Annotated in this window: 14 protein-coding genes; 4 read left to right on the top strand and 10 right to left on the bottom strand. The window is 71.0% G+C overall.

The annotated features are described in order from the left end of the window. Positions 1–15 precede the first annotated feature (15 nt). Positions 16–816, bottom strand: coding sequence for a crotonase/enoyl-CoA hydratase family protein (locus tag AFM16_RS03370; RefSeq protein ID WP_078632250.1), 801 nt, complete (start codon positions 814–816; stop codon positions 16–18). Between the two features lie 218 nt (positions 817–1,034). On the opposite strand from AFM16_RS03370, the gene AFM16_RS03375 reads away from it, so the two are divergent. Next, on the top strand, positions 1,035–2,648 hold the full coding sequence (locus AFM16_RS03375; protein WP_078632252.1) for an acyl-CoA synthetase: 1,614 nt from the start codon (positions 1,035–1,037) through the stop codon (positions 2,646–2,648). Positions 2,649–2,657: 9 nt separating this feature from the next. Here the strand turns inward: AFM16_RS03375 and AFM16_RS03380 are convergent, their stop codons facing one another. The 6 genes from AFM16_RS03380 to AFM16_RS03405 all read right to left on the bottom strand — a co-directional run bounded on the left by AFM16_RS03380 (position 2,658) and on the right by AFM16_RS03405 (position 10,255). Further along, the gene (locus tag AFM16_RS03380) at positions 2,658–3,545 is read right to left on the bottom strand and encodes an alpha/beta fold hydrolase (protein WP_030787437.1); all 888 of its coding nucleotides are present in this window, start codon (positions 3,543–3,545) and stop codon (positions 2,658–2,660) included. Then, complete coding sequence (locus AFM16_RS03385) at positions 3,545–5,005, bottom strand: acyl-CoA synthetase (RefSeq protein ID WP_370628001.1); 1,461 nt, start codon at positions 5,003–5,005, stop codon at positions 3,545–3,547. The genes AFM16_RS03380 and AFM16_RS03385 overlap by 1 nt, the downstream gene beginning before the upstream one ends. A gap of 164 nt (positions 5,006–5,169) precedes the next feature. After that, positions 5,170–6,723: an acyl-CoA synthetase gene (locus AFM16_RS03390; protein WP_078632254.1), complete on the bottom strand. Its 1,554-nt coding sequence runs from the start codon at positions 6,721–6,723 to the stop codon at positions 5,170–5,172. After that, positions 6,720–7,829, bottom strand: coding sequence for an NAD(P)H-dependent flavin oxidoreductase (locus tag AFM16_RS03395; RefSeq protein ID WP_078632256.1), 1,110 nt, complete (start codon positions 7,827–7,829; stop codon positions 6,720–6,722). The genes AFM16_RS03390 and AFM16_RS03395 overlap by 4 nt, the downstream gene beginning before the upstream one ends. Positions 7,830–7,917: 88 nt before the next feature. Continuing rightward, complete coding sequence (locus tag AFM16_RS03400; RefSeq protein ID WP_078632258.1) at positions 7,918–9,486, bottom strand: phytoene desaturase family protein; 1,569 nt, start codon at positions 9,484–9,486, stop codon at positions 7,918–7,920. 133 nt (positions 9,487–9,619) lie between these two features. Continuing rightward, positions 9,620–10,255 (bottom strand): hypothetical protein, encoded by a 636-nt coding sequence (locus tag AFM16_RS03405; RefSeq protein ID WP_078632260.1) that lies wholly within the window; start codon positions 10,253–10,255, stop codon positions 9,620–9,622. A 232-nt stretch (positions 10,256–10,487) separates the two neighbouring features. On the opposite strand from AFM16_RS03405, the gene AFM16_RS03410 reads away from it, so the two are divergent. The 3 genes from AFM16_RS03410 to AFM16_RS03420 are packed head-to-tail and all read left to right on the top strand — an operon-like array spanning position 10,488 to position 12,124. Beyond that, positions 10,488–10,748 carry a hypothetical protein gene (locus AFM16_RS03410; RefSeq protein WP_078632262.1) on the top strand — a complete coding sequence of 87 codons (261 nt, stop codon included), beginning with the start codon at positions 10,488–10,490 and terminating at the stop codon, positions 10,746–10,748. Between the two features lie 40 nt (positions 10,749–10,788). After that, complete coding sequence (locus AFM16_RS03415) at positions 10,789–11,247, top strand: DUF6879 family protein (protein ID WP_245177949.1); 459 nt, start codon at positions 10,789–10,791, stop codon at positions 11,245–11,247. Positions 11,248–11,275: 28 nt separating this feature from the next. Then, positions 11,276–12,124, top strand: a complete 849-nt coding sequence (locus AFM16_RS03420) for a helix-turn-helix domain-containing protein (RefSeq protein WP_030787423.1) — start codon at positions 11,276–11,278, stop codon at positions 12,122–12,124. A gap of 33 nt (positions 12,125–12,157) precedes the next feature. Here the strand turns inward: AFM16_RS03420 and AFM16_RS03425 are convergent, their stop codons facing one another. The 3 genes from AFM16_RS03425 to AFM16_RS03435 form a co-directional block, all read right to left on the bottom strand. After that, positions 12,158–12,694, bottom strand: a complete 537-nt coding sequence (locus AFM16_RS03425; RefSeq protein ID WP_143648302.1) for a hypothetical protein — start codon at positions 12,692–12,694, stop codon at positions 12,158–12,160. A gap of 199 nt (positions 12,695–12,893) precedes the next feature. Then, positions 12,894–13,289, bottom strand: coding sequence for a hypothetical protein (locus AFM16_RS03430; protein ID WP_143648304.1), 396 nt, complete (start codon positions 13,287–13,289; stop codon positions 12,894–12,896). Positions 13,290–13,401: 112 nt separating this feature from the next. Then, entirely contained in the window at positions 13,402–19,809 is a 6,408-nt protein-coding gene (locus tag AFM16_RS03435) for an RHS repeat domain-containing protein (protein WP_078632279.1), read from the bottom strand. Positions 19,810–19,887: the final 78 nt, after the last annotated feature.

A 19,887-nucleotide genomic window follows, 5' to 3' on the forward strand; every position in this document is an offset into this window, starting at 1 on the left:
TGCCTCCTTGGGAGTTCAGGCGCGCTTGAACCGGGGCGGCCGCTTCTCCGCGAAGGCGCGGCTGCCCTCCTTGGCGTCGGCGGTGTCGAACACGGGCCAGCCGCGGGCGAGTTCGGCGGCGAGGCCGTCGGTCTCGGTCAGCTCGGCGGCCTCGTACACCGACGCCTTGACGGCCTCGACGGCCAACGGGCCGCAGGCGTTGACCTGTTCGGCGATCTCCAGGGCCTTCTCCAGGGCGGTGCCGTCCGGGACGACATGGCCGACGAGTCCGATGTCCGCGGCCTCGCGGGCGGTGTAGGGGCGGCCGGTGAGGAGCATCTCCAGGGCGTGGGTGCGCGGGATCTGGCGGGGCAGGCGGACGGTGGAGCCGCCGATGGGGAACAGTCCGCGCCGGACCTCGAAGAGGCCGAAGACGGCGGACTCGCCGGCGACCCGGATGTCGGTGCCCTGGAGCATCTCGGTGCCGCCTGCGACGCAGTAGCCCTCGACGGCGGCGATCACCGGCTTGCGGGGACGGTGGTGGCGCAGCATCGCCTTCCAGTGCAGGTCGGGGTCGGCCTTGAGGCGGTCGCGGTAGGTGTCGCCCGCCATGCCCTGCCCGGCCAGGGCCTTGAGGTCCATCCCGGCGCAGAAGCTGCCGCCTGCGCCGGTGAACACGATCGAGCGGACCGAGTCGTCCTCGTCGGCCTCGGTCCAGCCGTCGTACAGGCCGACGAGCATGGCCGGCGAGAGCGCGTTCTTGGCCTCGGGCCGGTTGAGCGTGAGCACCAGGGTGGCGCCCTCGCGGTGCACGGTGAGGTGTTCGGTACCGCCCATGACCCGTCTCCCCTCGTCTCCCCACGCACAGAACGAGAACAGGTTGCAGGAGGCGCGGAGGCACTTCAAGGGTTTTCTGACACTCAGTCAGATTCATTTCTGACAGCACATCAGATTCGGGCTGCGCGAGCCCTTCCCACTTGTCGCTCCCTTTGCTCTGATGACCGGCATCCCGCCGGTGGCCGGGCCGTCGGCCGTGCGCGAGGTCAGGAGGAGCGGTGGAGTACAACCTTGCCGACCTGTTCGAGTCGGTCGTCGATGTGGCGGCGGACCGTGAGGCGCTCGTGTACGTCGACCATCCCGGCACGGGCGAGGAACGCCGCCTGACCTACGCGGCGTTGGACGCGGCGGCCAACCGGATCGGCCACCACCTCCTGGACAGCGGGATCCGGCCCGGCGAACACCTCGGCCTGCACCTGTACAACGGGGTGGAGTACCTCCAGACCGTGCTGGGCTGCCTGAAGGCGCGGATCGTCCCCGTCAACGTCAACTATCGCTATGTGCAAGAGGAGTTGGTCTACCTCTACCGGGACGCCGATCTCACCGCGCTGGTCTTCGACGCGGAGTTCACCGACCGGGTGGCGGCGGCCCTGCCCCGGACCCCGGCCCTGCGGCATCTGATCCGGGTGGGGCCGAGCGACGACGACCGGCTCGGCAAGGCGGTCACCGCGTTCACCGACGCGGAGGCCGGCGGCTCCCCGCACCGCGGCTTCCCCGCCCGCTCGGGCGACGACCAGTTCATCATCTACACCGGCGGCACCACCGGGATGCCCAAGGGCGTGATGTGGCGCCAGGAGGACCTGTTCTTCGCGGGCCTGGGCGGCGGGGCACCGACCGGGGAGCCGGTCAAGTCCCCCCGGGAACTGGCCGAGCGGGTCGCGGCCGGCGGCTCGGGCATCACCTTCTTCCCCACGCCCCCGCTGATGCACGGCACCTCCACCCTCACCGCGTTCATCGGCTTCAACTTCGGCCAACGCGTCGTGCTGCACCGCAAGTTCGTGCCCGAGGAGGTGCTGCGGACCATCGCCGCGGAGAAGGTCAACGCCGTCTCCCTGGTCGGTGACGCGATGCTGCGCCCGCTGATCGACGCGCTGGAGGGACCGCTGCGCGGCACCGACTGCTCGTCCGTGTTCAGCGTGTCCTCCTCCGGGGCGATCATGTCGGACACGGTCCGCGCCCAGTTCCGGGCCCTGCTGCCGAACGCGCTGCTCCTGAACAACTTCGGATCCTCCGAGTCCGGCTTCAACGGCACCGCGACGGACGACTCGGGCCCCGAACGCGGCTTCCGCATCCGGGTCAACTCCCGCACCCGCGTGGTCGATCCGGTCACCCACGAGCCGATCACCCCCGGTGAGGTCGGCCGGGTCGCCCAGCAGGGCCACGTCCCGCTCGGCTACTACAACGACCCGGCGAAAACCGCCGAGACCTTCTTCGAGAAGGACGGCGAACGCTGGGTGCTGCTCGGTGACATGGCCACCGTCGACGAGGAGGGTGTGGTCGTCGTCCTGGGCCGGGGCTCGCAGTGCATCAACACCGGCGGCGAGAAGGTGTACCCCGAGGAGGTCGAACAGGCCCTGAAGTCGCATCCGGACGTCTACGACGCACTGGTCGCCGGGGTGCCGGACGCGACCTGGGGCAACCATGTCGCGGCGGTGGTCCAGTTGCGCACGGGCGCGCCGCGCCCCTCCCTGGAGGCCATCCAGACCCACTGCCGCGCCCGGCTCGCCGGTTACAAGATCCCGCGCCGGCTGGTCCTCACCGACACCATCCGCCGCTCCCCCAGCGGCAAGGCGGACTACCGCTGGGCACGGCAGGTGGCGGCCGGCGACTGACGGACCGGCTCAGTCACGGCGCGCGGGGGCGTCGAGGAACGCGGCGATCCGCGCCGTGAACCACTCCGGGTCGTCCAGCCACGGATAGTGCCCCGCGCGCGGCTGCACGACGGACTCCGCGTGCGGGAACACGGCGGCCAGACGCCGGGCCAGGGCGGGCGTGGGACCGCCGTCGAGTTCACCGGCGAGGACCAGGACGGGCGCGGTGAGCCGTTCGAGGGCGCCGCGCAGGGCGGGCGGGTCGAAGGCGGCCGGGTCGTGGAAGCGGTCGCCCGCCTCGTCGTTGGTCTCCCACTCCGCGGCAGCGTCGTGCGCCCGGGCGGCGTCGTCCCAACGGCCGTAGAAGAAGGCGCCGAGCAGGTCCCAGTCGGGCTCGCCCTCGCCGGACAACCAGGCTTCCAGGGCGGGGAACGCCGTCGCGAACCACGGCTCCCCCGCGCGCGAACGGGCCGCCTCCAGCCGGTCCTCGGCCGTCGCCGGCTCGCCGATCGCCCAGGGGATCACGGTGACCAGCGCGAGCCGGGCCACCCGCTCCGGGTACCGCGCCGCGTACAGCGTCGCGAGGCTGCCGCCCGCCGAGTGCCCGAGCAGGTCCATCCGTTCGAGCCCCAGATGAATCCGCAGCGCCTCGACGTCCTCCACCTGGCGGTCGCAGCGATACGACGCCGGATCGGCCGGCACCTCGGAGTCGCCCGTGCCGCGCAGGTCGAGCAGGACGAGCCGGCGGTGCGCGGCGAGCCCGCCGAGATCGCCCAGGTAGCGGGAGGCGCGCATCGGCCCGCCGGGCAGGACGACGAGCGGATCGCCCTCGCCCCGGAGGTGGTGGGCGAGCGGATCGCCCTCGCCCCGGAGGTGGTAGGTGAGCCGGGTCCCGTCCGGCGCTGTGAGGTGCGGCATCAGGCGAACCGCTCCCGCAGCTCCCGCTTGAGGATCTTCCCGCTGGCGTTGCGTGGGAGTTCGTCCACGAAGAGGACCCGCTTGGGCGCCTTGAACGCGGTCAGCTTCTCCCGGGTGTGGGCGATCAGATCGTCCTCGCTCACCTCGCCGCGCGGCACGACGACGGCGGTGATCGCCTCGATCCACTTGTCGTCGGGCAGGCCGATCACCGCGGCCTCGGCGACCGCCTCATGGGTGTAGAGGGCGTCCTCGACCTGGCGCGAGGCGACCAGCACACCACCGGAGTTGATGACGTCCTTCACCCGGTCGACGATCGTGAAGTAGCCGTGCGCGTCCCGGACGGCGAGGTCCCCGGAGTGGAACCAGCCGTCGCGGAACGCCTCGGCGGTCTCCTCGGGCTTGTCCCAGTAGCCCTCGCACAACTGCGGCGAGCGGTAGACGATCTCGCCGGGCGTGCCGTCGGGGACGTCCGCGCCCTGCTCGTCCACGACGCGGGCGTCCACGAACAGCACCGTGCGGCCGCAGGAGTCCATCCGGCCCTTGTGCTCGTCGGGGGCGAGGACGGTGGCGAGCGGGCCGATCTCGCTCTGGCCGAAGCAGTTGTAGAAGCCCAGCTTCGGCAGCCGTTCGCGCAGGCGTTCCAGCACGGGCACCGGCATGACGGACGCGCCGTAGTACGCCTTGCGCAGCCCGCTCAGGTCGCGGGTGGCGAAGTCGGGGCGGTTGGCCAGTCCGATCCATACGGTGGGCGGGGCGAAGAGGCTGTCGACGCGGCCCTCCTCGATCAGGTCGAAGAGCCGGTCGCCGTCGGGCGCGTCGAGGATCAGGTTGGTGGCGCCGACCGCCAGGTAGGGCAGCAGGAAGACGTGCATCTGCGCGGAGTGGTAGAGCGGCAGCGAGTGCGCGGGGCGGTCCCCGGCGCTGAGGTCGAGGGCGGCGATCGCGCTCAGGTACTCGTGGACCAGCGCGCGGTGGCTCATCATCGCGCCCTTCGGCAGGGCCGTCGTCCCCGAGGTGTAGAGGAGCTGCACCAGGTCCTCGCCGCGCGGCTCGGGACCGTCGTACGGCGCCGTGCCGGGCAGCAGGGCGAGCAGGGAGCCGTCGGTGTCGCGCAGCGGCAGGGTCGGTACGCCGTCGGGGAGCCGGTCCGCCAGGTCGGGGTCGGCGAGCACGAGCGCGCTGCCGGACTGGCCGACCAGATAGGCGAGGTCGTCGCCGGTGAGGTTCTGGTTCACGGGGACGTGGACCAGGCCGGCACGGGCGCAGGCGAGGAACGCGACGAGGTAGGCGTCGGAGTTGTGGCCGTAGGCGGCGACCCGGTCACCGGGGGCGAGGCCCTGCTCGCGCAGGACGGCCGCCGCGCGGGAGACGGCCTCGTCCAGTTCCTCGTAGGTCCAGGTGCGGTCGCGGTACTCGACCGCGACGCGGGCCGGGGTGCGGCGGGCGCTGCGCCGCAGCACCCCGTCGACCGTGCTGCCGTGTCCTGGGGTCCGGTGTTCCGAGGTCCCCTGTCCTGAGGTCCCGTCTCCCGGGGTCCCGTCTCCTGGCGTCCCGTCTCCTGAGGTCATGCGCATGATCTTCGGCGGGCCGCCGGGGCGGGTCAAGTCAGGGCGCGCGCCCGCTGTCACAGCGGCCGGGCGTGTCCCTCCCAGTAGGGCTCCCGCAGCCGCCGTTTGTACAGCTTGCCGTTGGGGTCGCGGGGCATCTCGGCAATGAAGTCGACGGTCCTGGGGCGCTTGTACCCGGCGAGCCGCTCCGCGCAGTGCGCGAGGAGGGCGGCGGCCAGGCCGGGCCCGGGCAGATGGCCGGGGGCGGGTTCGACGACCGCCTTGACCTCCTCGCCCCAGTCGTCGTGCGGGATGCCGAAGGCCGCCGCGTCGGCGACGGCGGGGTGGGCGAGGAGCGCGGACTCGATCTCGGCCGGGTAGATGTTGACGCCGCCCGAGATGATCAGGTCGATCTTGCGGTCGCGCAGGAAGAGATAGCCGTCCTCGTCGAGGACACCGAGGTCGCCGACGGTGAAGAAGTCGCCGATGCGGTTCTTCCGGGTCTTCGCCTCGTCCTTGTGGTAGGCGAAGCCGCCGGTGGTCATCTTCATGTAGACGGTGCCGAGTTGACCGGGCGGCAGCCGGTTGCCGTCGTCGTCGAAGACGGCCAGTTCGCTGATCGGCCAGGCCCGGCCGACGGTGCCGGGCTTCTTCAGCCAGTCCTCGGCCGTGGCGAAGGCGCCGCCGCCCTCGCTGGCCGCGTAGTACTCCTCCACGCAGTCCCCCCACCACTCGATCATGGCGCGCTTCACATGGTCGGGGCAGGGGGCGGCGCCGTGGATGGCGTGCCGCATCGACGTGACGTCGTAGCGCGCCCGGACGGCGTCCGGGAGGGCCAGCAGACGGTGGAACTGGGTCGGGACCATGTGGGTGTGCGTGCAGCGGTGCGTGTCGATGAGGCGGAGCATCTCCTCGGGCGTCCACCGGTCCATCAGGACCAGCCGGTGGCCGATGTGCAGCGAGGCGCCCGCGAACTGGAGGACGGCCGTGTGGTAGAGCGGCGAGCAGACGAGGTGCACGTTGTCGTCGAAGGGCCGGATGCCGAAGATGCCGAGGAAGCCGCCGAGATACGCCTCCTCGGGGAGCCGACCGGACAGCGGGCGCCGGATGCCGCGCGGGCGGCCCGTCGTACCGGAGGTGTAGTTCATGACCCAGCCGAGGGTGCGGTCGTCGGGCGCCGACTCCGGTCGCCCGTCGAGGAGTTCGGCGTACGGGCGGAATCCCTCGATGCCGCCGACGGCGTACCGGCGGGCGGCGGGCAGACCGGCCTCGTCGGCGGCACGGGCGGCCTGTTCGCCGTAACGCTCGTGCGCGACAAGGACTTTGGCGCCGGAGTCGGAGACGATCCAGGCGATCTCGGGGCCGACCAGATGGTGGTTGACGGGCACGAGGTAGAACCCGGCCTGGGAGGCGGCGAGATAGGCGGTGAGGAACTCCACCGAGTTGGGCAGGACGACGGCGAACGCGTCGCCGCGCTCCATCCCGGCCGCGCGCAGTCCGTGCACCAGCCGGTTGCAGGCGGCGTGCAGACGTCCGGCGGTCCATTCCTCACCGTCGGGGGCGATCAGGACCGTGCGGTCGGGGTCGGCGGTGGCCTGGGCCCAGAAGCCCGTGGGGGGTGCGCTCGTCACTGGCCGCTCCTTCCGGCGATGCGGTTGACGCGGTCCACGGCCTGTTCGAAGCCCCGGGTGAGGTCGTCGAAGACGGCGCGGACGCTGCGGACGTCGTTCATCCGGCCGACGATCTGGCCGACGGGCGTGCCGAGCAGGGGGTCGATCTCGTACTTCTGGATGCGGGAGACGGCCTCGGCGACCAGCAGGCCCTGGAGGGGCATCGGCAGGGTGCCGGGTCCGTGCGGGTCGTCCCAGGCGTCGGTCCACTCGGTACGGAGCTGGCGTGCGGGTTTGCCGGTGAGGGCGCGGGAGCGCACGGTGTCGCCGGAGCCGGCGTCGAGGAGTTTCCTGGTCAGCGCGGGTGAGTGCAGGTCGGCCTCGGTGGTGGTCAGCCAGAGCGAGCCGAGCCAGACGCCCTGGGCGCCGAGCGCGAGGGCGGCGGCGATCTGCCGTCCGCTGCCGATGCCGCCGGCGGCGAGGACGGGCAGCGGGTCGACGGCGTCCACGACCTCCGGGGTGAGCACCATCGAGGCGATCTCCCCGGTGTGCCCGCCGGCCTCGTAGCCCTGGGCCACCACGACGTCGATGCCCGCCTCCCGGTGCTTGCGCGCGTGCCGGGCGCTGCCGGCCAGCGCGGCCACCAGGACGCCGCGGTCATGGGCACGGGCGACGACGTCGGCGGGCGGCGAGCCGAGGGCGTTGGCGAGCAGCCGGATCGGATAGCCGAGGGCGACGTCGAGCTGGCGGCGGGCGACCTGTTCCATCCAGCCGGTGATGCGCCAGCCGGACGCCTCGCCCTCGGCGAGTTCCGGCACCCCGTACTTGGCGAGGGTCTCCCGCACGAACCGCCGGTGCCCCTCGGGGATCATGGCCTCGACGTCGGCCTCGGTCACCCCCTCCACTCTGCGGGCGGGCATCACGACATCGAGCCCGTACGGCCGCCCGTCGACATGCGCCTCGATCCAGTCGAGGTCGCGTTCCAGCTCGTCGGGGGCGGTGTAGCGGACCGCGCCGAGCACGCCGAAGCCGCCGGCGCGACTGATGGCCGCGGCGACGGCCGGGAACGGCGTGAAGCCGAAGACGGCGTGCTCGACGCCCAGTTGCTTGCTCAGCTCCGTCTGCATGGGCGCAGGATGCCGCAGTCCTCCGGACGACGGAAGACCTTTTCTGATACACCGTCAGATTACTTGTGGGGGACGGAGGCAGGCCCGTTCACGCCGTCGTGGCCTCCAGGACGGCCATCGCCGCGTTGTGTCCCGGCACCCCGCTCACCCCTCCTCCGCGCACCGCACCGGCCCCGCACAGCAGGACGTTGGCGTGCGGGGTCTCGACGCCCCAGCGGCCGGTGCTCTCGTCGGCGTAGGGCCAGGACAGGTCCCGGTGGAAGATGTTCCCGCCGGGCAGACCGAGGTCGCGCTCCAGGTCCAGCGGGGTGCGCGCCTCGATGCAGGGGCGGCCGTCGGCGTCGAGGGCCAGACAGTCGGCGAGCGGTTCGGCGAGATGGGCGTCGAGCTGGGCGAGGGTGGCCTTCAGCAGTTCCTCGCGCACGGCGTCGTTGTCCCGCTCGAAGAGCCGGGCGGGGGTGTGCAGGCCGAACAGGGTGAGCGTCTGGTAGCCGCGCTCGACGAGGTCGGGGCCGAGGATCGACGGGTCGGTCAGGGAGTGGCAGTAGATCTCGGACGGCGGGGCGGTGGGCAACTCCCCCGCCGCGGCCTGGGCGTGGGCGGCGGCGAGCTGCCGGTAGCCCTCGGCGATGTGGAAGGTACCGGCGAACGCCTCGCGCGGATCGACGGCGGTGTCCCGCAGCCGGGGCAGCCGGGTGAGCAGCATGTTCACCTTGAGCTGGGCGCCCTCGGCGGGACCGGGCGGGGTGTCACCGGTCAGCTCGGCGAGCGCCTGCGGGGAGGCGTTGACCAGCACATGCCTGGCACTGGCGACCCCTTCCCCCTCCGCGGTCCGATAGGTGACCTCGGCGGTACGGCCGTCGGTGGCGATGCGTACGGCCTCGTGGCCGGTGGCGATGACGGCTCCCGCGTCCCGGGCGGCGGCGGCCAGGGCGTCGGTGAGGGCGCCCATGCCGCCGACGGGCACGTCCCAGGCGCCGGTGCCGCCGCCGATGACGTGGTAGAGGAAGCAGCGGTTCTGCTTGAGGGAGGGGTCGTGGGCGTCGGCGAAGGTGCCGATCAGCGCGTCGGTGAGAACGACGCCCCGCACCAGGTCGTCGACGAAGCGCTCCTCGACGGCCACGCCGATCGGCTCCTCGAAGAGCACCCGCCACGCCTCGTCGTCATCGACGCGGCGGCGCAGCTCGTCACGGCTGGGCAGCGGTTCGGTGAGCGTGGGGAACACCCGTTGCGCGACCTCGCCGGTCATCCCGTAGAACCGCCGCCAGGCGGCGTACTCGCGCTCCCCGCCGGTCAGCCGCGCGAAGGCGTCCCGGGTGCGCTCCTCGCCCCCGCCGACGAGCAGCCCGGTCGGCCGCCCGTCCCTCTCCACGGGGGTGTACGACGAGATGGTCCGCCCCTGGACCCGGAACCGCAGCCCGAGATCCCGCACGATCTTCTCCGGCAGCAGGCTGACGAGGTACGAGTACCGCGACAACCGCGCGTCCACCCCGGCGAACGGCCGCGTCGACACGGCGGCCCCACCGGTATGGTCCAACCGCTCCAACACCAGCACGGACCGCCCGGCCCGAGCCAGATAGGCAGCCGCGACAAGTCCGTTGTGCCCGCCGCCGACGATGACGGCGTCGTAGGCGTGGTGGGGTTCGTGAGGTGACATGGGTTCTTGGTAACACGGCGGTCGCCGCGAGACACGTCCCGTGCGGGGCTATGGCGCGATCTTGTGCGGGGCGGGGCGGGGCGGGTGTCGGGGCCGAGGCATTCCGTGGCATGGCGCGCAACAGCACCGCGTGCTACTTCACCTCACGCATCGACGTCGGCTCGGCCTCCTCGCCGAGCCGGTGCACGCCGGTGGCGATGAGCCGGGCCACGGACAGCGGCGCGCACAACTCCCCCGCGGAGGCCATCGGCACCGACCAGTACGACGCCCAGGTCGCGGGGTCATGGTCCACCCGCGTCACCGGCGGCACGCCCAGCAGGGCGTCACGGCCGAGGCAGTCGACCTCGCTCGCGCGCCATTCCTCGGCCGCGTCGTGCCAGGTGCGGGGCATGCCGCCCGGCACGAGGGCGTAGTACCGCCGACCGCCGTGCAGCACACAGATGACCGGCCCGCCGTCGAGAGCGTGCTCGAGGAACTCGTCGACATCGGCCGGCACGGCGGTCCCGGCGACGGCGTGCACGAGGCGGGCGGGAATCCGCACGGCGGAAACCAGGCCACCGAGGGGCAGCATCGCGGCACCCATCTCCCGCCACTGCTTGCGAGCCACTTCCCGCCCGCGCGGGTCGGGCAACGTCGACAACAGCCAGCGCTCGACGGCCAGGCGCCGGTCGGTGGCGCTGTGCTCGAATACGCCGGGTCCGGCCTCGACGGGGCGCAGCGTGCCGCGATCCCGTGCGGTGGGCGGTGCTGTGCCGGTTGTACGTTCCATGGTGTCGGCGCTCCTCGGGCGTCGGCCAGCCCCGGAGAGGTGCCTACCTCGCCCGGGGCTTTCGCATCTCAGCCGACGCTAGAGGCGCGATGTGCCGCCCTGCCAGTCATGTTCGTGAATGTTCACGCCAGTTAGTCAGCCCAGCTAGTCGCGCTAAATGCCCTCTTGACCTGACGGTACATCGGGGCCAGCGTGTGAACATCCATGCACGCTTGGAGCGTTGGAGGCTGCCATGTCACTACGGTTCATCGGCATCGACCCGAGCACAGGCCAGGGCGAGAGCCCCACGGTCTGGGTCGACGAAAGCAGAGGAGAGCTGGTCATCCAAGGGTGGAAGCCCGACGCGGCAACCGAGGCGGAGTGCGCAGGCTTCGAGGTGCCCGGCCACGCGGTCGGCATCCCCGAGCACGAGGGCGTGGTGCGCGTACCCGCCCGCATGGTGCCGATCCTGAGGGAGGCGTGCGAAGTTGCAGAGCGTTCCCAGCTTCGCTGATCTGCTCGACGGGGCTCGGCACTCGGCTGTGCACCTTGAGATGCGGGACTCCTATGGAGTGGCCGCCGAGGCGGAGGCACTGGCCCGCTGGAAAGAGTCAGGGACCGTAGACGCCGATCCCGACTCCCCGTACTGGGCCCCTTGGACTCAACTGATTCGGCGTACGGTCGCCCGTGGTGTTGCCGTGCGCCGCGCGCGGATCGTGTCCGAACCGGTGAGCGACTACATCCGGTACGAGTACGCGGGCACGTCCGTCAACGTGGCCGCGGGTGAACAGGTCCGATGGCTGCCCCGCCGACGCGCGTCCGACATCGCTCTGCCGGGCAACGACTTCTGGCTGATCGACAGCCGCCTGATCCGGTGGAACCACTTCACCGGAGACGGCGCGAGCGCACCGGGCGAGATCAGCGACGATCCGGCTGCGGCTCGGCTGTGCGCCGAGGCTTTCGAGGCCGTATGGTCACGCGCCGTGCCGCACGACGAATACAAGATCAGCTAGTTCGACACGAAGGGTCCGGCCGCACCACATGGCTACCTCCCCGTCCTCCTCGGCGCAGGCCCAACGCGACCGCGTCGCGCGCCGCCTGCGAGACCTGCGCGCCGACGCGGGCCTGACCGGGACAGAGCTTGCCGCGCGCTGTGGCTGGACCCATCCGAAGACATCGCGACTGGAGAACGGCCGCACGCCTCCCAGTCCGGACGACATCCGCCGCTGGTGCCGGGCGTGCGACGCCGAGGACCAGGCGCCCGACATCATCGCCCAGTCCCGGGATGCCGAGTCCGCCTATGTCGAATGGCGCCGTCAGGTCCGGACAGGACTGCGCCGTCTGCAAGACAGCTATGTCGACCTGTACCGGGCGACTTCTCTGTTCCGCATCTACTCGCCCACACTGGTCCCCGGCGTCCTCCAGACCGAGGGCTACGCCCGCGGCATCCTGTCCGGCGTCGCCGAGTTGTACGAGGCGCCCAACGACGTGGACGAGGCAGCCGCCGCCCGCATGGAACGCTCGAAGATCGTGCATGAGCCGGGACACCGATTCGTCATGGTGATCGAAGAGGCCGTACTCAAGCACCAGATGGGCGACTCCGACGCGATGGCCGCACAGCTCGGCTACCTGCTCACCGCAGGCGCGCTGCCTTCCGTGTCCCTCGGCATCATCCCCACCACGGTGCAACGAACCCTGTGGCCGCAGGAGCTGTTCCACGTCTACGACGACCAGATGGTGTCCGTAGAGTTGATGTCCGCACGCGTGCGAGTCACCCAGCCCACCGAAGTCGCCCTCTACGTAACGGCGTTCGAGCGGCTGCGCGGCATGGCGGTGTACGGGGCCGAGGCGCGCGCCCTGATTCTGCGCGCGATCGAGCAACTCCGCTGACCCGGGCAGCCGGGTCGCCCGTCAAACCGGCGGTCAGCCGGGGAGTTGCGCGGTCGGCGACTCCTCGTCGTCCTCGAACAGGTCCTCGGGCAGCAGGTGCCGCGCGACCCGGAGGAGCCACTCCACCCGGACGGGAGCGGTCTCCACCTCCTTCACCAGCCAGTAGGCCATCAGCGCGCTGCCCTTGGAGCGGCCGGAAAGGATCTCCTCGTACAGCGACCAGGTCCCCGCCCGCACCGCGTCCTTGCACGCCTCCGCGAGGGCATCGTCGTCCACGACGACGAACGACCAGAGCAGGTGAAGGAATTGGTGCCGGGCCTCCGGAGTGACCCTCCGGTCCGCCAGACCGGCCATCAGCACCCGGGCGACGGGCACGACGGTCGGGGTCGCCCAGGTCTCCTGGAGCACGTGGTACTCGATGCCGCGCGGCACTGCCTCCTCACCCGTCCGCGCCCGGGCGAGCCGCAGGAGGTCCGCGGGAACATGTGCCGCCGACTTGCAGTAGCGACACGGGAGCGCTGACCAGTCGTACAGACCGATCTCCAGCTCCATCGCGTTCATGCTCGTCATTCCCCATCTCTGTGTCGTCCAGCTTCCCCAGATGCCGCCATCCAGGACGGTCGGCGTCTACACCCTGGAGAAGCGCTCTTGGCGCGGGTGGTGCACCGGCAATGCTCGAGGGACACCGGCCGGACGAGAACGTGGAACGGGCCGGACACCCGCCTCCTCGGCGGACGCCCTGCCCGTTCCAACAACGCTCAGCGGCCGGTCAGTCCATGCGCAGGTCCTCCGGCAGCAGGTGGCGGGCCGTCTCCAGGAGCCTGTCCCGGCGCGCCTCGTCGGGATCCGTCTCGTACAGGATCCAGTAGGCGAGCAGGGCGGTGCCCGGAGCCCGGCCGGACAGCACCTCCTCGTACAGGGTCCAGATCCCGGCCCGCGCCGCGTCCTTGCATGCCTCGGCGAGGTCGTCGTCGTCCACGACGACGAACGTGGACAGCAGGTCGAGGAACTGGTGCCGGGCCGCCGGAGCCACCCGGGGGTCAGCCAGACCGGCCATTAGCACCCGGGCAACGGGCACGACGGTCGGAGTCGCCCAGCGGTCCTGGACGACATGGAACTCGATGTCCCTCGGCAGAGCCTCCTCGGTCGTCCGAGCACGGGCCATCCGCAGCAGTTCCCCGGGAACGTGCGATGCGGATGCGCAGCTGTGGCAGGGGAACCCAGCCCAGTCATACAGACCCAGTTCCAACTCCATGGCATCCATCGATCGCTTCTCCTCAGAAGAACTGGTGGGGCCAGATGCCGCCCTCTTGGGGAACGGCCCCCGACTCGAACTGGAAGGGTGTCACATAGTCCACCTGGCACCTTTTACACACCTCCTTCATGACGGCCACGGTATGGCCGCCGGCCTCCTCCTTGACCGTGTAGGCGATGGTGAACCGCACCTTCGTGGGGTCGCCGCCGAGCGCGTGCACGACATTGCCCTCGGCGCAGTAGCTGGGTCCGGGCTTGCAGCCGCCGGACTGAGCCAGGGCGATGTCCCCCGTCTCGATGTTGTAGCCACCGACGTAGGTCTTGCCCCTCTTGCTCCTCGAATAGTTCTTCAGAGCGAAGTCGGCGACCTGCGACGACGCCTTCTCCATCTGCCCGGCGTGGGTCCAGCCCGCGGGGGCCTTCTGGACCTCCACCACGGGCGCGCTCTTGCCGCCCGCGCCACGCGCGCTTACCCGCGGCACGGGGATGATCCGCGGCGCCGCCTTCGGCTGTTCCGCCTTCTTCGCCGCGCCCGAGAACAGCTTTCCGAGGGCGCCCTTGACGACCTTCGCCACGGTGCCGGGCTTGGACGCCACCTTCGTGCCGCCGCCCACGCCGGCGGCACCCGGCATGAAGGGGACGAGGAACTTCCCGATCCAGTGCGCGATGTTGTACCAGGCGCCGCTGTACTCCGGCCCGCGCACGGTGTTGTAGACGCTGACCAGACCCTTGCCCGCGCGGTCGTTCTTGATCTTCTGGGCGTTGCCCTGGGTCCAGCCCATCCGGTCGGTGAACCCGTACCAGTTCTCGGCGACATCGTAGTAGCCGTCGACCGCGCCGTTCCAGAAGCCGGAGGAGACCTTCTTGCCCTTGTCTACGAGGTTGTCCAGCCACTTCCACTGGCCGTTGGCGTCGCTGAAGGTGACGGGCGAATTCTCGGCGTACGCATAGCCGTTGAGCTGCTGCGGGTCCGTGAGGTCCATGACCGGGTCGACGCTGATGAAGCGGCCCGTCGAGGGGTCGTACTCACGGGCACCGAGGTGGGTCAGACCGGTGTCGGCGGAGTCGTCGGTGCCCCCGACGAACGCCTTGCTGCCGGGCCAGGCCGCCGGGGCCGTGCCGCGGGCGCCGCCGAAGGGGAGCGTACGGCGCTGGGTCAGCCGCTGGGTGGCGGCGTCGACGGCGAGCTGGCCGGTCCCCTGGTGGTCGGCGAGCGTGAAGGTGACCGCGCCGTCGTCGGACTTGACGGCCTGGTGGCCGCCCCCGACCGGCACGTATCGGGTCGCCTTCGGCTTGTCGGCACCCTTGGTGAGGGTCAGCTCGGTGTGGCCGAGGTACAGCGTGGTCTTCGAGCCGGTACGGGCGATCAGGCGGCTGCCTTCGGCGCCGTAGAGGTACTCGGTGACCTTGCCGGACTCGGTGACCTTGGCCAGATGGCCCTCCGCGTCCCACTCCAGCGACTGGCTGCCGCGGACCGTGGTGTTGCCGGTCGCGTCGTGGTCGTACGACTCCTTCGCGGAGGTGCCGTCGGGGCGGCGGGTGGTCACGGAGTCCAGGCCGTGCGGGTGAGCACTGCCGGGCGCCGGGTACGCGTAGGTGCGCTCGGTGTCCTTGGCGCTGTCGCCCGAGAGATCGTGCTGTGTCTCGGTAAGACGGTTGCCGGACCGGTCGTAGCCGTAGGACTGCCAGTACGGCGCAGGGCCGCCCAGCACGGCACCGGACGGAGCGGAAGCACAGGTCTTGGTGCCCTGCGTCCACGCCTCGGTCAGACGCTGAAGGTGGTCCAGACGGAAGCACTGGGTGTCGGTGCCGGAGCGCGACGTGTCCGAGACGGACAGGATGTTGCCCGCCTCGTCGTACCGGTAGGTGTTGAAGCGGTCGACACCTGCCACGTCCTGCCGGTCCACTCGCGAGGTCGCCAGGCGCTGGGTGCCCCACTCGTAGGTGTTGGTGACCTGCACCGGCTTCGAACCGGCAGCGTTGCCGTACATCTTGTGCTGGAGCGGCTTGCCGGTGCTGGAGTAGCTGGTGTCGGCCGTGAAGCCGTCACCGAGCACCGAGAGCGGCCGCAGCGTGTCCGCCTCGTAGGTGTACGAGTAGCCGCCGCCCGGCAGCGAACCGGCGGCGGACCAGCTCACGCCCTTGACCAGGCCGGAAGGGTTGTAGGCGGTGCCGGTCTGGTAGGTGCCGGCGAGGGCGCCCTCCTTCTCGGGCACGACGACCGCGGAGCGCACCGCGCGGTAGAGCTGGTCGTACTGGGTGACCTTGGTGGTGTATGCGGCGCCGCCGGAGTAGCGGGTGGCCTCGGCGAGGAGACCCTTGGCTCCACCGACCGTGTCGTACGTCCACTTGGCCCGCAGGGCGCCGGTGGCGGAGGCGTCCCGCAGCTCGGTCTGCCGGTCCAGGCCGTCGTAGGCGTGGAACAGGATCGTGCCGCGGGAGTCCTTCGTGGTGGTGACGAGGCCGCGGTCGTCGTAGGTGCGGACGGTGGTGCCCCGGTCGGGGTCCTCCGCGCGGGTCTCGCGGCCCCGCGAGTCGTAGATGTACTTCCAGGTGTTGCCGACCTGGTCGGTGACCGTCTCCAGTTGCCCCCGGGTGGTGTAGCCGTACCTGGTGCTGTCGTACGCCGCCTCCGCGCTGCGGGCATGGTGCTGGCGCAGCTCCGTGACCTGGCCTCGGGCGTCGGCGATCGCGGTGGTGGCGGTGGCGCCCTCCGGCGGGATCACCGTCGTGCGGTCGCCGCCGTAGATCCGGCGGGTGATGCCGAGCACGGTGCCGCCGTCGCCGTTGCCGGCGATGTCGCGGGTCTCGGTCTCACGGCCGAGCCCGTCGTAGGTGTGCCGCGTCTGGGTCTCGACGGTGAGGGCATCGGCCGGCTTGAACAGGCCGCGGTTCGGGGCCTCCTGGTCGTTGTAGTAGGGGGCGAACGTCTTCGCCGTCAGGCCGCGCTCGTCGTAGAAGACGTCGCTCAGGATGCGGCCGCCGTTCGGGCCGGGGTCCTGGGTCTGGCGCTCGCGCAGGAACCCGTCGTAGAGGACGTACGAGGCACGCTGGCCGCCGTTGTTGTCGAGGGTCTGGGTGCGGATCGCGACCGGCTTGCCCTCGTCGACGAAGTAGCCGAACTCGTAGTTCGGGGTCTGGCTGGGCTTGCGGTCGGGCAGCCAGATCTTGTGCGAGCGGCCGAGCGCGTCGTACACGAACTCGGAGCGCTTGCCGTTGGGGTCGATCTGGGCGGACGGACGTCCGCGCAGGGGCTCGAACTCCGTCACCGTGGACTGGGCCGTCGAGGCGACGCCCGGCGTGGCCGGCGGGGTCGTCTCGGTGAGCTTCGCCGGAATGCCGGTGGCCGGGCTGTAGGCGGTGGTCGTCGTGCGGCCGTCCTTGCGGGCCGTGCGGACGGGGGCGCCGGTGCCGGTGACCTTCACGTCGGCCGTGAGGTCGGTGGTCGTCAGACGGCGGCCGTAGGAGTCGAAGGTGGCCCTGGACTCCAGGTAGGTGGCCGTGGTCCCGTCGTGGCTCTTCAGGGTCGCGGACGCGGTGGCATCGCCCTTGGTGGCCTCGGCGCCGTACTCGCCGCCGTCGTAGGCGGTCCGGACGTCGGAAACGACGTCCTTGGCGCGGTCGGGGGTGCGGGAACAGGCGCCGAGGACGGTCTCCTCGCGCGCGACGAGGTCGAGATCGCCGGGCACGTACGTGGTGCGGGTGCAGCGGTCGTCGCCCGCTGTGGTGGTGTCGCCGAGATCGTCGACCTGGGTGACCCGGCCGGTGACGGGGTCGTGCTCGTTCTCCGTCGCGGTCGTCTTCCACGAGGAGCCAGCGCCGCCGTCCAGGGAGGTCCAGGACCGGGTCCTGGCGGTGCCGCTGTGGTGGGCGGTGACGGTGCCCCAGTCGCGGACCTTCTTGGCGGTCTGGTGGTGCCAGGGCCGGCTGACGGTCTTGGACAGGACCTTGCCGCCGACACCCGAGTACTGGACGGTCTTGTAGGCGAAGCCGGCCGCCGCCTCGTGGTCGGTGAGGGGATCGCCCTCACCGGCGTCGAGGGTGACGGACACGTCCTTGCTGCCGCCGGAGGTGTTCTCGCGGTCGCCATGCATGCCGCGCAGGAAGTATGTGTCCGCCTGCGACTTCATGGCGCCGTCCTGCCCGCCGGACGTGACCCGGACGTGCCCGTAGCCGCGCCACTGCGACCACGTTTTGTGCTTCTGCTTGGTCAGGCCGTCGTCGGTGTCGAAGTGCCAGGCCGCGCCGCCCAGGTACTCGTACCGGGTCACCGCGTCGGGCGCGCCGCCGGTGCGGTCGGTCTTGGTCGTGGAGGTGACGACGTACTTGTTGAACCACTGCTTCTCCGGCGCGTCGTCGGCGTCGCCGCCGATGAACTGCGGGTAGCAGCGGGTGGTGTTCTTCTCAGGTGTCGGCAGCGCGTCGAAGGAGCAGGCGGGTGCCGAGTAGTTGATGTCGACCTGGCCGCCGTACTCGTCGGCGACGGTGGAGAGCCGGGACTTGATGAACGGCGCGTAGCCGTCACCGGTCTTGTCGAGCCGGTTGGCGAGCTGGGTGTAGCCGAAGGTTGTCTTCGGAAGGGTGACGGCCGGGGTGGCGCTGTGGCCCGTGTGCTGGATGGAGTCCAGCAGCAGTTGGTAGTCGATGTCGGCCTTGCCCCAGCGGTGGCCCAGTTTCCAGGAGTCGACCTTGGTGGGGGTGTCGGCCTTGAGGATCTCGGTGGTGATGCCGGTGAGCCGCTTACGGGTGAAGAACACCGGGGACAGCCGGCCCCGGTCGCACTCCTTGCCCTCGTCGCAGTTGAGGTCCCAGGGGGTGTCGTACCAGTAGAAGGCGTCCTTGCCGATGTCGGCGCAGGTGGTCTTCGCATCTGGTAGGCAACGCTCGGAGGTCGTGAAGTCGACCCGGGCGAGCGGCTTGGCGGCGTACACGTCCGAGGACTTCAGGCCGTACTCGATCCGGTCCAGGGAACCGCCGCGCACATAGCGGGTGTCGTCCTTGGCCTTGAGGTTGCGGCCGTAGGAGTTCTTCTCCTGGTCGTAGTAGTAGGCGACCGCGTTGCCGTGCGGGTCCTCGACGTAGTCGAGGTTCCAGCGCCAGGCCTGCTGGCACCAGGAGTCCGCGAAGGCCGACTTGTGGCAGGGTTCGCCGGAGTTGTTGCCGAAGACCGGGACCGTCCAGGTGGAGTCCGTGGTCTCCTTGCCAGTGGTCCAGCCGGGCAGCTTGTTGTGGCCGAAGTAGTAGCGCACCCCGTCGGGGGCGGTCAGCCGCCAGTACTCGCCGTCGTTGTCGCCGTTGCCTCGGTCGGTGGAGCGCAGGCGCTTGATGCGGGTGCCGTCGTCCTGCTGGAACCGGAAGTCGTCGGCGCCTGTGGGGACGAGTTCGCCGCCCTTGCCGTTGAACGTGATGAAGGCATTGTCGTAGCCCCAGCACAGGTCGCCGGGCTTGTTGACGCCGTCGGCGGCCTTCTGGCCGTCGTCGGCGCACGGCTTGTAGCGGCGCTCGATGAAGCCGGACCACAGGTCGAAGCCGTCACCGACCCAGGATGCCTGGTTGTTGGTGGTGCCGGTCTGCCCGTCGATACGGCCCGAGTGGTACGACACCCCGAGGTCGGGGGTGAGCCCGCCGGGGACGTCCGGCACGGGGATGTCGTAGGACCAGGTGAAGTCACCGGTGTTGAGCTCGGTGTCCCAAGTCGCGGACGGGGAGAGCTGGGTGGCGGTGTAGTCGCCCTTGCCCGCGGTCTCCTCGGCGGCGGCAACGGCCGCGAGGAGGGTACGGCCGGAGGAGCGCAGGGCGACCTTCCGCGCGGTCAGGGTGCGCCGCTCAGGGTCGTTGACCGTCTCGACGGGCGTCGTCGTACGGCACTTGGCATCGGCCGGCCGGTCCAGGGCGCAGGCCGGTAGCTCGACGAGGGTGAGGCGGGAGCCGTAGTTCCCGCCGTAGGCCTCGGCGAACGAGGAGTAGTCCAGCTCGGCTCCGACGGTTGCCGGCAGGGCGGAGCGGTTCTTGCCGGCTTCCAGACGGAAGACGACGCCGTTCACTCCAGCCTTCTCGGTCGCGGCGCGGCCCAGGACCCGGGCGGTGACGGTGTTCGTGCGGGTGGCGGACAGGGCGGACTTCTTGCCGGCCGCCGCGCGCGGCGCGGTGACCTCGACCAGGGGCGCCCCCTCCTCGGGCCAGGCAGCCTTCGGCTTGGCCTGGGGTGTCCTCGGGCCCTTGGCGGTGTCCCGCGGCTCCAGGGTGCGGATGTCCTTGCCCGCGACCGGCTTCTCGGCGGCCGGGAGGCCGGGCAGGTCGTGCCGGCCGTCCGGGGCCGCGGCGGTCGCGGAGGCGGTCTGAAGCAGGGTGCCCACCAGGGTGGCGGACAGGGTCAGGGCCACCCGTCGTCGGATCGCGCCATGCGGGCGCGATCTGGATATTCCAGACATAAGTGATCGTCAATCCTCGTGGGAGGTACCGGCCCGCCTCTGAAGGGCGGGCCGGTGAGGGAAAAGAGGGAGGACAGC

The sequence above is a fragment of the Streptomyces antibioticus genome (assembly GCF_002019855.1).
Lineage (GTDB): Bacteria > Actinomycetota > Actinomycetes > Streptomycetales > Streptomycetaceae > Streptomyces > Streptomyces antibioticus_B.

What these genes read in the sequence shown, in the direction of transcription:
- AFM16_RS03430 (WP_143648304.1), bottom strand. Translation starts at nt 13,289, where the DNA reads ATGGCCCGTGCTCGGACGACCGAGGAGGCTCTGCCGAGGGACATCGAG.
- AFM16_RS03380 (WP_030787437.1), bottom strand. Translation starts at nt 3,545, where the DNA reads ATGCCGCACCTCACAGCGCCGGACGGGACCCGGCTCACCTACCACCTC.
- AFM16_RS03425 (WP_143648302.1), bottom strand. Translation starts at nt 12,694, where the DNA reads ATGACGAGCATGAACGCGATGGAGCTGGAGATCGGTCTGTACGACTGG.
- AFM16_RS03405 (WP_078632260.1), bottom strand. Translation starts at nt 10,255, where the DNA reads ATGGAACGTACAACCGGCACAGCACCGCCCACCGCACGGGATCGCGGC.
- AFM16_RS03400 (WP_078632258.1), bottom strand. Translation starts at nt 9,486, where the DNA reads ATGTCACCTCACGAACCCCACCACGCCTACGACGCCGTCATCGTCGGC.
- AFM16_RS03395 (WP_078632256.1), bottom strand. Translation starts at nt 7,829, where the DNA reads ATGCAGACGGAGCTGAGCAAGCAACTGGGCGTCGAGCACGCCGTCTTC.
- AFM16_RS03415 (WP_245177949.1), top strand. Translation starts at nt 10,789, where the DNA reads ATGCGGGACTCCTATGGAGTGGCCGCCGAGGCGGAGGCACTGGCCCGC.
- AFM16_RS03410 (WP_078632262.1), top strand. Translation starts at nt 10,488, where the DNA reads ATGTCACTACGGTTCATCGGCATCGACCCGAGCACAGGCCAGGGCGAG.
- AFM16_RS03420 (WP_030787423.1), top strand. Translation starts at nt 11,276, where the DNA reads ATGGCTACCTCCCCGTCCTCCTCGGCGCAGGCCCAACGCGACCGCGTC.
- AFM16_RS03370 (WP_078632250.1), bottom strand. Translation starts at nt 816, where the DNA reads ATGGGCGGTACCGAACACCTCACCGTGCACCGCGAGGGCGCCACCCTG.
- AFM16_RS03435 (WP_078632279.1), bottom strand. Translation starts at nt 19,809, where the DNA reads ATGTCTGGAATATCCAGATCGCGCCCGCATGGCGCGATCCGACGACGG.